Origin of the sequence: Shewanella xiamenensis, assembly GCF_014647135.1 — a bacterium.
Taxonomy (GTDB): domain Bacteria; phylum Pseudomonadota; class Gammaproteobacteria; order Enterobacterales; family Shewanellaceae; genus Shewanella; species Shewanella xiamenensis.
The window spans coordinates 41,202-56,798 of record NZ_BMOP01000013.1; the positions used below are offsets into that span (position 1 = coordinate 41,202).

Below are 15,597 nucleotides of genomic sequence, written 5' to 3' on the forward strand. Positions count from 1 at the left end.
AAATAAAAGCAAAATCGGCAGACGATCGATAAAAAATAACCTTACAAATACAAGTAAATGGAGACCTCACTATGGCGGATGGATTAAACCGCGTTCATTACAACCCCTCAACAGCACAACTGGTCGAATTTGCCCTGCTCCGCGGCGAAGGTGAATTAACCGCCAATGGTGCGCTGGTTGCCAAAACCGGTACACGCACAGGTCGCTCTCCTGGCGATCGTTTTATTGTTAAAGAACCTAGTTCAGCGGCTGATATCGAATGGGGACCCGTCAACCAAGCATTTGAACCCGGTGCTTTTGAAGGATTATGGGCGCGTGTAGAAGCATTCCTCGCCGATAAAGAGTTGTTTGTATCTGACCTCGAAGTCGGTGCAGACCCAGAACATTACCAGCCAGTGCGCGTGACGACTCAATACGCTTGGCACCAACTGTTCGCCCGCAACCTTTTTATCATCCCAGAAGAATTTAACCGTCAAGACAAGCCTGTATGGCAAATCATCAACGCGCCAGACTTCGTCTGTGTTCCTGAGCGTGATGGCACCAATTCAGATGCGGCGGTGATCTTAAACTTTGCCGAGCGCAAAGTGTTGCTAGCGGGCCTGAAATACGCTGGCGAAATGAAGAAGTCGATGTTCTCCGTGCAAAACTTCCTGCTGCCAGCCCAAGGCGTATTGCCAATGCACTGCTCGGCAAACGTAGGTAAAGACGGCGACACCACCCTATTCTTCGGTCTGTCGGGTACAGGTAAAACCACCCTGTCTGCGGATCCAAAACGCTTCCTGATCGGTGACGATGAGCACGGCTGGGCACCGGGCGGCGTATTCAATATCGAAGGCGGCTGCTACGCCAAATGTATCGACCTGAGCCAAAAGAACGAGCCTGTGATTTGGGATGCGATTCGTTTCGGTACTGTGCTGGAAAACGTGGTAATGGACGAGCACCGCGTACCTAACTACAAAGACAGCAGCCTGACTGAAAACACCCGTGCGGCTTACCCGCTCGAGCATATCGCCCAGCGTAAAGAAGACAACCGTGGCGCCGAGCCTCACGCAGTGGTGTTTTTAACCTGCGACGTGTCTGGCGTGTTGCCACCGGTTTCTATCCTGAGCAAAGAGCAAGCGGCTTACCACTTCCTCTCTGGTTACACCGCGAAAGTCGGTTCGACTGAAATCGGTTCAACCTCGGCGATTCAGTCCACCTTCTCTACCTGCTTCGGCGCACCTTTCTTCCCACGTCCTGCGGGCGTGTATGCTGAGCTGCTGATGAAGCGTATCGAATCATTCGGTAGCCAAGTGTACTTAGTTAACACTGGCTGGACTGGCGGCCCACACGGTATTGGTAAACGTTTCGACATCCCAACCACCCGCGCCATTGTCGATGCGATTGTCAGCGGCGAGCTGAAAAACGTTGAAACCGTTCATTTAGATACCTTAAACCTCGCGGTGCCTGTAGCGGTTAGCGGTGTCGACAGCAATCTACTCAACCCAGTGAACACTTGGAGCGATAAAGCACTGTACGCCGAATACGCCCAAAAACTGGCCGAAGCCTTCACTAAGAACTTCGCGAAGTATCAAGTGTCAGACGCCATCCGTAACGCGGGTCCAAAGGCGTAATGAGATAGCTGCAAGTTAAGATTAACAACCAATGCCGACTTCAATAGTCGGCATTTTCTTATGGCAAAAACCGCAGTTGACCTAGATAAGAAATGATCCAATCTCTATAAACGCATTGTGCGCTTTAGCTTGCTAACACTGATGCCATCTCAGCTTGTAATCACTCTAGACATTCATACTGTTGGCAGGATTTTAGAAATGTGAGATCAGCAGATTGAAGGCTTTGTAACTGTTCAATTATACAGACCAGTAGACCTTTTTGTATTTGCTCAATCACTCCAGCTTTTTTGATAATGAAAAAGAGCATTTTCGATGGCAGTATCATGAGCAAAGCGACCAATTCCGTTATCTGCGAAATGATAGCCATAGCCACCACTCATCACGGTTACCAATACAACGACAACGAAAGGCCCAACTAGCTTAAACATCAAATATCCGCTACATGAATCCCGCCTTGGGCAATCCAATATACAACGATTGTCAAATTGGACGGAGGACATTTGCAACGAAAAACTATCGTCTGGGTTTAGTCTGTTTTATCCAGATCCACAAACCACTGAATGAGACAAGGAGTAACGCTAAAGCGAAAAAATCCCATATCCACACAGAATAGATACCAAATGCACGACCACTATGCACATCCAGCATCACCCTCTCCCAGTTAAGGTTAGTACTACGTGCATATCGAACTAGGTTAACGTCGACCAAATCATTTGGGGTTACCCAAGAGAGAGGCGCTAATGGTTGCATGGGTATCCAATCGATAAGATTTTCATCAGCACGGAAATACCCTGTAGCAGCTTTAAGCCAAATGTAATTAACTGGCTCAGCTTGAGTATTAGGCCCATCAAGAAGGTGAATTGACTCTATGGCTAATGCCTCTAAACCGCTGGGTAATCCAGTACTTTGATTTTGGGTCTCGAGTATTTTACCTTCCCTATCAAATAGATAAAGCTGCTCACTATCTATAGCAATCAACATATTGGAAAAGTAAGCCGCACTAATTAATTGGCTTTGAGCCTCGAGTATTTGTTCATGCTCCAACCAAAGTCGGTTGTCGGTGATCAATAGCGGCTTAGAGTCGCTGCCAAATTGAACAATATGCTTAGGCGCTATAATCCCATAATAATCCAACAACCACGCTTGTTGCACAAAGGCTTTACTCAAGTGCAAATGTTGACTGTGATTAATGGCAATCCCTGTCACAACGAGTAATAGGATAAATAGACAACTAATAATACCCAATCTGCGGTGCCATGGACGTAGCACGCGTGATAGGGTGTAATTCACTTTTTGTATTGCTTGATATTTATGCTTTCGAGTCATAGTGATACGTTTTTTGGTTAATTAACGATTATTGACTCTTGTCGATATCAGTAACATGACTATCTAACCACAAAGCCATACGTGACAGTTTCGTCAAAGCTCTTACCGATAACGTTGCACCTGTAATGCCATCAATGTGGCGATCAAGTTGTGTTTGATTGACGAGCTTTGCGCTCTTGAATTGATCCGTGAAAAAACTATGGCGAACTTCATCACCACGACTTTCACGGTAAATCAATACCTTAGTATTAACTATTGCTTGAGCTTTAATATGAATACCAACGGTAATAGGAGCTTCTTTACCTATTTCATCTAAAATCCACACGGTTTCATTATCTTGCTGCCAATAACGGATACGCATTTTATTAAAGCTATGTGCAAGTATCGATTCAATGACCTGCTTCGCACTGTCGTCAACCCAATAGACTTTAGCTGTGCCTTTGCTGCCATTAAATGCCTGTTGAATAAAGGCATCGGTGGTTTGATATTCAACCGCCCCCCCCCTTAGCGGGCAAAGCAGAATCAACAAAATGGTTAGACTGCTAATGCATGATCTGACAAAGCACTGACTCACTTTTGTCAGTGATGAGAAAAAAAGATCCATAATAACCTTCAAAGGTGAAAACTAAATCGACTGTAGCCAAGAAAGCATAGGAGACTCATTCACTGAATATACTGGCACTTTGTCGCTTTCGCGCGAAGTTAACGGCCGAGAGTAAAGAGCGTAAACAGAATCAGGTCATATGTAAAACATGACCTGATTCAGGTTAGCAATGGGGTTTAGAACTGGTAACCCACACCTAAGTTAAATCCGTCAGCATCTTTAGCACCGCCCACTTTTTCATAGTCAGCTTTAAAGACCACATTTTCATGCAACCAGTAATTGACACCTAGGTTAGTTTGAGTGATTTCAGTATCAGTGCTGTTGCCAGCTTTGTTATCCCACGCATTGTAACGGGCAAATATGCCAAAGCTTTCGTTGAAGCGATATGAAGGCTCAATGTAATAACCTTTCTGCTTGTCTTGTCCGAGCGCCTCGGCCTCTTTACCATCAATATCCCATTGAGCATATAACGCTTTAAGGGTGAAGTTTTGAATGCTGTAAATTGCATGAGCGGTGAGCAGCGTCGCCGATGCAGTATCAACACCTGCGGCTCCTTGCGTTAAATCCGATTGATATTGTGCCGAAGCGGCCAACTCTAAACCTGGTACTGCGGTATATTTCACCCGCGCGGTATACGCTAACTCCTCACCCTTGGCTTCCGAGACTTTTTGACGACCACTGCGAATGTTAAAAGCCTTATCCCCTGTAGTGGCAACCGCTAAACCGCTGGTCACTGCGGTATCAAATGCAAGACCGGGTGCAGCTTTGATATTTAACGCTAAGCCCGCTTCCCACCAAGTTGCAGGGATAATGTTAGCTTCTACAGGGTTACGTTCAACACCGTAAAATGTTGGTGGCTCGTGAGTTTCGTTGATAATACCCACAGGCATCAAGAACAGACCCGCTTTACCCGTGAAGTCCTTGTTAAAATCATGCTCTACATAGGCTTGTTCTATCTCCACTTCACCTTTTTTACTTTCACCAGCCAGTGCATGTTCTACTTCTAGCTCAGAGAAAAAACGGGTGTTTTGTGTAAATTCATGACCAAAGAACAATACAAAGCGGTGAAAATCGAACTCTTTCTTGTCTGTATTTTTGATATTGTCTGAAATATTGTTGTAGTGCAGTTCGCCATAGCCACCAATGGTAGTTGCGCTCTTGTGTGAGCCTGTTTCTTCAACGGCATCGGCGGTTTTTTCTACTCGCTTTTCAGTTTCTTCTAAGCGTTTTTCAAGATCCTTCAGTACTTGCTGTTGCTGCTCAATCACTTTTCGCAGCTCTTGAGTTTCATCTGAAGCCATAACTTGAGGGTTAACAAAAAGACCTAATAGTGCAGTAGCAAGTAGTGTTTTCTTCATCATATTTCCCAGAATGGTTGTTATTTGTAAATTAATGTAAAAATTTGTGAGGATTTTACACAGCAAACAAAATAATGCAAACAATTCGCATTTGGATTTATGATCAAAATCAATTTTTATTTACATAAAAATTACACCTGTAACACCCGCTGATTACTAAATCTTTTTTACTATTCTGATAACGTGCTCAGCCAAAATCACAATTCATCAATTCGATGGGTAAAACCCAAGCCTAAACTAAACAAACTCCATTTTAACGCACACATTTTTAAACATTAATCATTTATAGGTTGTGTTATTTAGGTTTTGGTTATTTTCAAACCAAGATTGATGATGTTTCACAAAACCCGTTACAGCAACTGTGATACCTTAGGCGCCCAAAAAACCTGTCGGGGCTGAGCTTTTTACGCTAAAAGCAAAGGCTGACCTGTAAATAGATAACGAGTCTTAAGACACAAAATGCTGCGGCAACCGGGGAGTTTCGCAAGAATGAAGAGCAAGAGTTTATTAGGCAACATTGGTGTACAAGTGGTTATCGCCATGATTATTGGCGCACTGGTGGGTTTTATGATGGGTGAAAGTGCGAGTATCTTCGCACCGCTTGGTACCATTTTTATCCATTTAATCAAAATGCTAGTGATCCCATTGGTACTGGTGTCAATCATAAGTGGCGCCGCCAGCTTAGGTGATAGCCCCTCGGCGGGTAAGATTGGCGTAGGCACTTTTGGCTTCTTTATTGTCACCTCAGGGCTTGCTGTCGCTTTGGCATTAGTGATGGGTAAGGTGTTTACACCCGGCGCCGGTGTTGACTTTACCGCCCACAGTGGCAGTGGCTTGATGGAAGTGACCGCCGAACATGGCGCACTCCCCGGAGTGATCGACACCTTTATCGGCATGATCCCAACCAATGTGTTCGAATCACTAAATGGCGGAAATATCCTGCAAATACTGGTATTTAGTATTTTCTTTGGTATCGCACTGACGAAGGTCAAAGGCGATGGAGCTAAGCCCATCATGGCGGCGTTAAATACCGTCGTTGACGCCTTTGTGTGGATGATCAACTGCGTGATGGTGATTGCCCCTATCGGTGTGTTTGGTTTGATGGCCGATTCCGTCGGCACTTTTGGTTTTGATGCCTTAGAAGTCGTGTTTAAGCTGTTTGCCGTGTTTGTGGCCGCGATTCTGCTCTATGGTTTTGTGTTCTTCCCCATAGTGGTGCAGCTGTTTTCTAAGGTCTCGGCACGCCAGTTTATTTCGGCGATGAAAAAGCCGCAGGTGATGGCACTGTCTACCGCGTCATCAATGGCCACGCTGCCAGTGAACATGGAAACCTGCGAAGAAGATCTTAAGGTCTCTAAGGCCACCACCGCTTTTGTGCTGCCCTTAGGTGCCACCATCAATATGAGCGGCAATGCGATTTATTATGGTCTGGTCGCGATGTTTTTCGCGCAAATGTACAACATTGACCTCTCAATGACCGCCTATGCCGCGATTATCTTTACCTCCACCTTAGGCGCCATTGGCCAAGCGGGTGTGCCAGGTCCATCATTTTTAGTGGTCGCAGTGCTATTGGCTGCGGGTATTCCCATTGATGGTTTACCGCTGTTATTCGCCCTCGACCGAGTGTTTGACATGATCCGCACCGCGCTAAACATCACAGGTGACGCCGCCTGTGCCGTGATTATGGATAAGTACACTGCGGAGCAACCGACTCAAGAACCGAGTTAACACGCACGCGCATCCTAAGGCTTGAATAGGCTTGCTTATTCAAGCCTTTTTTATGACTGAGCCTTGTACAGACCGCATGCTATCTTACTGATTTAATATCAATTACCTAGCTTTAATGTGATCTTGGCGGTGCCTTGGACTAAGCTCAAACAGCGCCGCCTCGCAATTTGCATTTCTTTATCTGCCAAGCCACACGGGCGAAGTGCGTTTCTGCGATAATGGCTTGGCTACCATCAGTCCAAAGGAGTGTTGCATTATGTCCGTCTTTGCCCCTGCAAGCCCTTTTGCCGACTTTATCTATCGCCATTTCCGCGCCATTCACGCCCTCAAACTCGGCCTCGCCCTGCTGATTGCCGTCACCATTAATGCCATTTGGTCACCGCCGCATTTTATTTGGAGCATGGTGACGATTGTGATCATTATGATGAGTCTGCCACAGGTGGGTGGTGCGATTGAAAAGTCTCTGCAACGGGCGGTAGGCACTTGTTTAGGCTCGGCTTATGGCGTGATGTTAGTGGCCACACTCGACAGTTATTGGCTGATTATGGGGCTGTTAATTTTAGGGGTGACGCTGATTTGTTTTATCTCAGCGGGACGCTACAGTTATGCCTATCTGGTGGCAGGATTCACCATTATTATCGTGGTGGGCGATGCTAATCATGATACCTCTGAGGCGCTATGGCGCACGGCCAATATTCTGCTGGGTTGTGTTATCGCGATTCTGGTGTCGCTGTTTATCTTCCCGATTAAGGCCAAGCAGGACTGGCGCAGCCAGCTCGCCAATGCCATAGATAATATGGCCAAGGTGCTGACCCAACATTTACAGGCCCCCGCCAACCATGATTTAGATTTTCGCGCCGAACTCGAGGCGGCAATGAAGGCGGTATTAACCCAGAAGAAACTGTTTTTCTCCCTCGAGTGGGAAAGCCAAACCCTGAAAAAACATAAAGTGCTGCTGGCGGAATTAGTTAATAAACAGGTGCGGCTGATCACCCTACTCGAGCTATTACCTTTGAGTCGCTGGCAGGAGGCCGACAAAGAGGCTTACCACCAAATCAACAAAGTCGCCGCCGAGCTTACGGCTTATCTGCAACGCCTTGGCGAATTTGTTGCGGGTAAAACCGCGGCTTTACCGACGCTGCCCACCGCCCTAGAGCAAGAGTTGCAACACAGATTACAACTTAGCTTGGCCGCTCAGACACCAAATTCGCCCCCTTTGGCGAATGAAGTCGCACAGGGATTTGCCCTCACGGGATACGGCTGGCTTATCTATCAACTCGCCATTGCCGTCGAAGCTCTCTACGCCGATATCGAGATTATCGAAGTCGCCTATCGCGGACAAACCGTGTTACATAAAACTACCAAGCGCGCATAGGCCGTCACCACGGGAATAGCAGCGAAAAATCACTCCCTCAGACCAAGATAAACCCTTGGCAGCCCTTGCACTTGCAGGGGCTTAATGAAAAGATACCGCCCTAATAAAAATTCGATGTGTGGACTGTTTTCATGCGCTTGTTTTCCCCTTCCGTTATCGCCATTGCCTGCTTATCGGCGGGCTCATTATTCACAGCCCAATTAGCCGTTGCCGCGAATACCGAAGTCGCACAACCCGAAGTGACTAATTCTGGAGCTGCCAACGCTGAAGTTGCCAGCACTGAGGCCGCTAAAACCGACGCGGTTGAAACAAATGCCAGCAGTAGCGCTTTGAGCGCGACAGAAACCGCTCCCGAAGTCGCAGCGACACCGACTCGCGCTAATACCTTTGTCAATGATGCCATTCTCCCGCCGAGCATCACGTGGCATGGTGGCAGCGAAGCTCTGTTACTCAGCGCCGATAACGAATGGGCGACGCCCTTCGAGCAAAGCAACGGCACCGAAAGCCCAAGCTATGACGATACCATCGCATGGCTCGACCGATTGGCGGCCGAAACCACCAAATTGCAAAAAGTCAGCCTAGGTCAGAGCCCTCAAGGCCGCGATATTTGGATGTATGTCGCCAGCAGTGAAGGCATTAACGAATCGGCACGGCTAAAGCAAAACACTAAGCCGACGATTCTGGTGCAAGCCGGTATCCATGCCGGTGAAATCGACGGTAAAGATGCAGGCATGATGCTACTGCGGGATATAGTCAAAGGTGACAAAAGCGAGCTACTCGAAAAAGCCAACCTGCTGTTTGTGCCTATGTTTAGCGTTGATGCCCATGAGCGCAGCGGCGAATTTAATCGCGTTAACCAACGTGGCCCGGTGAATATGGGCTGGCGCACCAATGCCAATAATCTCAACCTGAACCGTGACTATGCCAAGGCCGACACCTTAGAAATGCAGAATATGCTGCGGGCCATCAATGTGTGGCAACCGGATCTGTATATCGATGTGCATGTCACCGACGGCATCGACTACCAGTACGACATCACCTTCGGCTACAACCTCGCCCAAGGCTTGAGTCCCGCGAGCTTTCGCTGGCTCGAAAATAGCTACCGCCCAGCGGTCGAAGCCGCGCTAAGTGCCCAAGGTCATATTCCTGGCCCGCTGATTTTTGCCGTCGACAATGCCGATATCACTAAAGGCATGTCACTGTGGAACCCAAGCCCACGCTTCTCCAATGGTTATGGTGATGCCCGCCATCTACCCACCATTTTGATTGAGAACCACAGCTTAAAACCCTTTAAGCAGCGCGTACTTGGCACCTATGTAATACTTGAGCAAACCCTTAAAACCGTGGGCAACCAAGCGACCAAGTTAAAGAGTGCGATTCAAGAGGATAAATACCGCGCCTCGCCACTGATCACATTAACGTGGAAATCAGCGCCACTGGCTAAAGGCTGGGATTTTAAAGGCATCGACTACACTCTTGAGCAGAGCCCGATTAGCGGCACCGAGGTAGTGCGTTGGACAGGCGAGCCTAAACTGTACCCGAATTTACCAGTGATGGCCGAAACCGTGCCGGATATCAAAGTCACTCGCCCGAGTGCTTACTATATTCCCGCCCAGTGGACACAAGTGATCGACCGCTTGAATCTACACGGCATTAGGATGACACGTTTAAGCAAACCGACTGAGCTTAAATTGCAGCAATATAGCCTGAGCAATCCGGTGTTTAATACCAAGGCGTTCGAGGGGCGACTCACAGTGAAGGCCGACTCGACACTGGCGAAACTGACCACCACCTTGCCCGCAGGCACAGTGAAAATCAGTACAGATCAACCCTTAGGCGATCTGGCGATTTTACTGCTTGAGCCACAATCACCGGACTCATTACTGCAATGGGGCTTCTTCAACCCTATCTTTACCCGTACCGAATACATTGAGGACTACGCCGTAGAGCCGCTGGCCGCCAAGATGCTTAAGGAAGATCCCAAGCTACAGGCGGAATTTAACAAAGCGCTTGAAAACCCAGCGTTTGCCGCCGATCCCGAGGCACGCCTACGCTGGTTCTATGAGCGCAGTCCTTACTACGATAATCAATATCTTAAGTATCCAGTCTACCGTAGCCGTTAATCCCGCAGTTAAAAACGGCAAGGATTAAGCAGGCTTACGCGCGCTAATGCTATACACCAAGGGCACCTGTTGCCCTTGGTGTTTTAGTACATAACGACCATCGGCTTGCGCCTCTAGCCCTGCAAAACAGTTATAGGGGCTAAACGCAAACTCGTGGAAGAACTCCAACACTAAGCCCGCCTGCAATAAAGCATTGATCACCTCAGACAAGCTATGCGACCAGCACATTAAGGTTTGCTGCTCATCACCGGCATTCTCGGTATAGGTTCCTTCCTGCTCAATATCTGGCTCTCCGCGATTAAAATAGCTATAGCCATCGAATAGCTGCTGCGCCGGATGAAACTCGGCCATATAAAACTGTCCGCCGGGCTTTAAACACGCCGCAATGGTCTGCGCCCAGAGTGTTAAGTCCGGCAACCAAACAATCGCGCCATAGGAGGTAAAAACAATATCTTGCGGCTCAACCTTGCCTACAACGCTGTAGACATCGCTACAAATAAACTCGGCAGACAACTGCGTCTGCTGCGCCAGCTTGCGCGCCTCAGCAACCGCCACCTCGGATAAATCAACCCCAATCACTTTTGCGCCCATTCGCGCCCACGACAGGGTATCTAAACCAAAATGACATTGCAGATGCAGTAGGCTTTTGCCCGTCACCGCAAGCTCGTTTAGCTCGATTTCCGTTAAGGATGTTTTGCCACTCAAAAAGCCTTCAACATCATAGAAATCAGAAGTTAAGTGCACTCGAGTGCGGGCATCCCAGGCGGTTTTATTGGTCGTTAAGTAATCCATGTGAATCCTTTCTAGTTGCGCTTTAAATCAAGCAGGAATGTTGGACACACGCTAACTGAATAAGTGAGTAATTTCACCACTCTTTGGGAAAAATCACTTATTCAGCGGACATGTCCGCCTACGGTCAAGCGGACACATTTAACTTATCCGCATGATTATTAATACATTTTAAAATTGGCATAGGATGTGCAATCTCGACTGATATCAAGCTTATCGCTAATAGCTCAGCACTCAGTCGGTCGTCGAGTGTCGATAACAAGGAAGAAGAAAATGTCACTACGCCCTTTTATATTCACCCTCGGGTTTATCGCCGTCTTTACGGTTGGCGTGTCACTCACTGGCTGCATTATCAATGTGAACGCCGCTGGCATGCCGGATTTAGACCACCAGCAACGTGAACTCAGCCTCGATGCTCAAGACTTACAGGAGCTCGTTGCAGAAACAGGCGCGGGCAGCCTTGAAATCATCGGTGTCGAAGGCCTGACCCAAATTAAGTTAGTCGCTGATATCTATAGCAATGACGATAGCAAAGTGATTCTCACCCTTGAGAAAAAGGCCAACAAAGCCAAGCTTAAGGCCGACTTTGAATCCCATAGCAGCTTTAACAATTACTCACCCTATATCGATTTAAAACTACAAGTGCCAGCAGGATTAGCGCTAGATATCGACGATGGCTCAGGTGCTATGTTTATCAACAAGATGACTGCGGATATTAAGGTGAAGGATGGCTCAGGCGAACTGGTTATCCATGGCGGCAATAATGTCAGTATCGACGATGGTTCTGGCGCGATTGAAGTCAGCCAAGTCAACGGCAACCTTGCCATTGTCGACGGCTCTGGTGGTATCCAAGTTAATGATATTAAAGGCAGCATCACCATTGATGACAGCTCTGGCGAAATTGAAGTCGCTAATGTGCAAAGCACAGTCACCATTAACGATGGCTCAGGCGATATCAATGTGGTGAACACTAAGGGCTTAACCATTCTCTCAGCAGGTTCAGGGGATGTGAGCTTCGATAAAATCGATGGCCCAGTAAGCAAACTCTAAACCCGTTAAACCAACAGCGTTACCGCTCAACCAACTTCCCGGCGTAGAGACTGATGTTGTAACGGTTCCCAACCAAAATGTCAGTCTTCTACCCACCCTTTTTAGTGTTACCGTTCCATGGACAATCTTATGCACTTTATGCCACTAACCCCTTGTAGTGGCATCTTTTTTCCGCCTGAGACTTTCCGGGATTGGGTGCTACCATTGATAACCGAGTAATGCCTGTCCTGACTTTTTAGTGTCGACTTATTCACTCAATATCGACGTTTTGTTTTGAAAAAGGCAAGTAGTTGCTTTTGTTTACCAGCTTCAGCCAACACATCGTGGCAGGCCTTGCTGGCACTGCCAACACCCATTACGTTTTGGTCGACTATTTCAACTGTAGAGGAAATATTTTGGGAGATATCTTCAGTCACACTTGATTGTTCACTAGAAGCCGTTGCAACAACAGTATTGACATTAGAAATTGTATTAACCGACGTGGAAATACCATGAAAAGCGTTACGTACCTTTTCCGAAACCATTTGAGATTCATCTAACAAACTTGCATTTGCTTTCATGTAATGATCAGCTTTTTCTGCTTGAGACTGTAGCTTGGAAATGATCCCTTGAATATCAATAGTCGATTGTTGTGTTTTAGCGGCAAGTGAGCGTACTTCATCTGCCACGACAGCAAAACCGCGTCCAGCTTCTCCGGCCCGTGCCGCTTCAATTGCAGCATTTAATGCCAGTAAATTAGTTTGTTCGGAAATACTGGTAATAACGTCAATAACAGAGCCGATTTCTATCGAATAATCTTTTAGTTGATTCACTATGGCTCCTGAATCACGAATGGCTGCACCGATTTTTTCAGAAATGACATCAGATTCACCGAGGGATTTATTACCCACTGTGACATTATCCATTGCCTCCCTTGCGCTGGTTTCAGCCTCAGTTGCATTTTTACTGACTTCTAGGGCTGTACTGGACATTTGATTGAGTGCGGTCGCGATTTGTTCTACCTGAACCAGCATTTGCTTAGAGTTATTTTCAACCTGATTCATAGTGGAGGCCAATACTTCCGCAGAAGTCGCTGTATTATCGGCAACGTTAATCAACTGCTCGGTCATTTCAGAAATTTTATCAGCAGTATCATTGCATCCCTTTGCCAATAGACCCAATTCGTTATTACCAATATCGTTAATTCGATCTGTAAGATCACCATTTGCTAATTTAGAAATAAAGGCCTGAACTGTCTTAATCGAAGTTACAATAAATCTTGATATGATAATCGATGTAGCTAATACCAATAGCGAAACAATGACTAAGATAAATAGCATTATTTTTATCGATTCATCGTAAATCTCATCACCATAACTGCTCGCAGCTTGTGCTCCTTTGCTATTTAAATCAGATAATTGGAGTAATAAATCCGAGTATTCGTTATAAGCATTGAGAGATTCGGTTAACAGCAGTTGTTTGGCGTCTTCATTCTTGTTTGCTCTTGAGAGAGTGAGAAGCTTCTGCTGAATTCCCAGGTACTCCTTATACAAGCGATTAAAATCATTGAATATGACTTTTTCTTCATTCTCGCTAATCAGTTGTTGATAGGTGCGTATAGATTCGTCAATTTTCTCTTTTATTTTATCCAATTCGCGTTCAGTATCTCGCATTTGAGCATCGTCCAACGAGAGAATATGACGGGATTCTAACACCCTAAGATCTGCCGTTTGGCCATTCAGTCGTTCTATAACGCGCACGGATGGTAGCCAGTCGTTGGATATGACGGTGGATTGCTCATTAATGACTTGCATTTTACCTATCGCCAGCATGGCTAACCCAAGAATCGCAACCATGGGAATTGCAAAAGCTCCAAGTAAAAGATGATTTATCTTTAGATTACGCATGTAGACCCCGACAATAATGACTATGCTCAAATGTGTTTATACAACGCCTGATACAGGCTTATTCCCTCCATAAATATATAAGCCAGACATTCAACTTTCGCTATCCGAACGGATAATTAATCACTAAATTAATAGTAGTTATTTGCAGGTTTCTAAAAGGCATAACCTTAGCTAATACATGATTTAAAGTAACAGCGATAAATGTGGGGCAAAATTTAACAATGGGTGTCTCGATAAACTCTAAACCCGTTAAACCAACAGCGTTACCGCTCAACCAACTTCCCGGCGTAGAGACTGATGTTGTAACGGTTCCCAACCAAAATGTCAGTCTTCTACCCACCCTTTTTAGCGTTACCGTTCCATGGACAATCTTATGCACTTTATGCCACTAACCCCTTGTAGTGGCATCTTTTTTTGTGTCTGAGACTTTCTCAGGCTCAATTCAGGTAAGCCTTTGGTAACGTTTTACCTAATTGTTTTCGGAGCAAAATTTGTTGGTATCTCAATAAACTATCGCTGGCTTTTGAAGTAAAGCGATCACTTCACATCGAGATCAAATACCACACTGATAGAAGCTGAAAAAACCATATTCTCCTGCAGATATTGCCCAGTCACTTGAGGTTTGCCCAAACGTGAACCAGTGACCTCTATTCGCTCGATTCTATTATTAGCGCCATAACGGCCAATGCTGTCATCTGTTGAGGAACCAATGCTGTAAATTTTGCCAAGCATCGCCCCAAAAGCACTCGCCAATAAACTTCCTTTCTCTTTTGCGTCAGCGACAGCCAAGGCTCTAGCCTCATTTTTAAGCTCCACTTCTTTCGATGACTTCAGCTCAACGCGGGTGATTTCATCAAGTTGTACACTTAGAGCAAAATCCATAAAAGCGTTTAGTTTCTCTAAGTTATTGAGGGTCACTTTTAAGTTACGGCTTGCTCGATAACCATCAAGCACACGCTTTTCATTGTCCCCGTAGGAGTACTCAGGCGCTGTGGAGATTGAGGATGCTGAAACATTTTTCTTATCGACATTAAATTTACCAAGGCCAGACAAAAACTTGTTAACCCTATCATCGACATCATTTTTAGCTTCAGCACTTGTTGCTTTTAAGCTTTCCACTTCAAGATAGACCACTGCAATATCAGGGCTTGCCGTTATTTGAGCGGTCCCAACCACAGCAATATGACGATTATTCGGCAAGCTATTATTTGAAAGGGCTAAAGTTGGCAAAAATAACAAAACAATCAAACAAATATATTTCATAAAACCTCCATGTAAGCAGGACTGACAATATACCGTATATGACGTAACAAGCCATAGCGGCTATAGCATCACCCGCAAAATTTAGTCGTGGGCGACCTGATATACTACGTCTTAGACTTTCTCAAACTCAATTTTGTCCAATAGCGTCGGTAACGGTTCGAGGGGCTAATGGGCGGCATCATGGCTTCTGGCTATCGTATTCCCTAATTGCCTGCCGCAGGCTTTCGCACGCTCTTATATGAGACACACCAGTGACTCGCCGTACTCATGTTTTAAAAATCGCGTCCCTGTAGGCCCTACTAAAAAATCCCTGTTTTAGGAGATCACTGGCGCAACAATGCTTGATGGAATGCAACCATTGATAGTCGAGTAATGCCTGCTCAGAATTTTGTTATTTCGCAGTAAATGTAGCATTGATAGTCCTGAAAAACTCTTTATATTTTGCCCGATTTTATTTTCTCCAAGTATTAATAGTGATAGTA

12 protein-coding genes are annotated in these 15,597 nt (G+C 46.1%); 5 read left to right on the forward strand and 7 right to left on the reverse strand.

Annotated features, from left to right (window positions below; all coding sequences use genetic code 11):
• The first annotated feature begins 71 nt into the window (after nucleotides 1–71).
• Nucleotides 72–1,613 carry a phosphoenolpyruvate carboxykinase gene (locus IEY09_RS12490; RefSeq protein ID WP_037416403.1) on the forward strand — a complete coding sequence of 514 codons (1,542 nt, stop codon included), beginning with the start codon at nucleotides 72–74 and terminating at the stop codon, nucleotides 1,611–1,613.
• A gap of 269 nt (nucleotides 1,614–1,882) precedes the next feature.
• Here the strand turns inward: IEY09_RS12490 and IEY09_RS12495 are convergent, their stop codons facing one another.
• From IEY09_RS12495 to IEY09_RS12510, 4 genes are all read right to left on the reverse strand, one after another.
• A complete protein-coding gene (locus tag IEY09_RS12495) occupies nucleotides 1,883–2,041 on the reverse strand; it encodes a hypothetical protein (RefSeq protein WP_167352739.1) in 159 nt (52 codons plus the stop codon).
• Nucleotides 2,042–2,126: 85 nt separating this feature from the next.
• Nucleotides 2,127–2,939: a PepSY-associated TM helix domain-containing protein gene (locus IEY09_RS12500; RefSeq protein ID WP_069453827.1), complete on the reverse strand. Its 813-nt coding sequence runs from the start codon at nucleotides 2,937–2,939 to the stop codon at nucleotides 2,127–2,129.
• 28 nt (nucleotides 2,940–2,967) lie between these two features.
• Nucleotides 2,968–3,543: an FMN-binding protein gene (locus tag IEY09_RS12505; RefSeq protein WP_080612421.1), complete on the reverse strand. Its 576-nt coding sequence runs from the start codon at nucleotides 3,541–3,543 to the stop codon at nucleotides 2,968–2,970.
• Between the two features lie 176 nt (nucleotides 3,544–3,719).
• A complete protein-coding gene (locus IEY09_RS12510) occupies nucleotides 3,720–4,901 on the reverse strand; it encodes a porin (protein WP_069453828.1) in 1,182 nt (393 codons plus the stop codon).
• 489 nt (nucleotides 4,902–5,390) lie between these two features.
• Here IEY09_RS12510 and IEY09_RS12515 point away from each other — a divergent pair, with 489 nt between their 5' ends.
• The 3 genes from IEY09_RS12515 (at nucleotide 5,391) to IEY09_RS12525 (ending at nucleotide 10,127) form a co-directional block, all read left to right on the forward strand.
• Nucleotides 5,391–6,629 (forward strand): dicarboxylate/amino acid:cation symporter, encoded by a 1,239-nt coding sequence (locus IEY09_RS12515; RefSeq protein WP_037427568.1) that lies wholly within the window; start codon nucleotides 5,391–5,393, stop codon nucleotides 6,627–6,629.
• 256 nt (nucleotides 6,630–6,885) lie between these two features.
• On the forward strand, nucleotides 6,886–8,004 hold the full coding sequence (locus IEY09_RS12520; RefSeq protein WP_188871278.1) for an FUSC family protein: 1,119 nt from the start codon (nucleotides 6,886–6,888) through the stop codon (nucleotides 8,002–8,004).
• A gap of 131 nt (nucleotides 8,005–8,135) precedes the next feature.
• Nucleotides 8,136–10,127 (forward strand): M14 family metallopeptidase, encoded by a 1,992-nt coding sequence (locus IEY09_RS12525; RefSeq protein WP_188871280.1) that lies wholly within the window; start codon nucleotides 8,136–8,138, stop codon nucleotides 10,125–10,127.
• Between the two features lie 24 nt (nucleotides 10,128–10,151).
• On the opposite strand, the gene IEY09_RS12530 is transcribed toward IEY09_RS12525, so the two are convergent.
• The gene (locus tag IEY09_RS12530) at nucleotides 10,152–10,919 is read right to left on the reverse strand and encodes a class I SAM-dependent methyltransferase (protein ID WP_188871283.1); all 768 of its coding nucleotides are present in this window, start codon (nucleotides 10,917–10,919) and stop codon (nucleotides 10,152–10,154) included.
• A gap of 270 nt (nucleotides 10,920–11,189) precedes the next feature.
• Between IEY09_RS12530 and IEY09_RS12535 the strand changes: the two genes are divergently transcribed.
• Entirely contained in the window at nucleotides 11,190–11,966 is a 777-nt protein-coding gene (locus IEY09_RS12535; protein ID WP_037416378.1) for a DUF4097 family beta strand repeat-containing protein, read from the forward strand.
• A 254-nt stretch (nucleotides 11,967–12,220) separates the two neighbouring features.
• On the opposite strand, the gene IEY09_RS12540 is transcribed toward IEY09_RS12535, so the two are convergent.
• Together IEY09_RS12540 and IEY09_RS12545 are read right to left on the reverse strand one after the other, a co-directional pair.
• On the reverse strand, nucleotides 12,221–13,852 hold the full coding sequence (locus IEY09_RS12540; protein WP_188871285.1) for a methyl-accepting chemotaxis protein: 1,632 nt from the start codon (nucleotides 13,850–13,852) through the stop codon (nucleotides 12,221–12,223).
• Nucleotides 13,853–14,389: 537 nt separating this feature from the next.
• Nucleotides 14,390–15,115, reverse strand: a complete 726-nt coding sequence (locus tag IEY09_RS12545) for an SIMPL domain-containing protein (RefSeq protein ID WP_224021403.1) — start codon at nucleotides 15,113–15,115, stop codon at nucleotides 14,390–14,392.
• Nucleotides 15,116–15,597 lie beyond the last annotated feature (482 nt).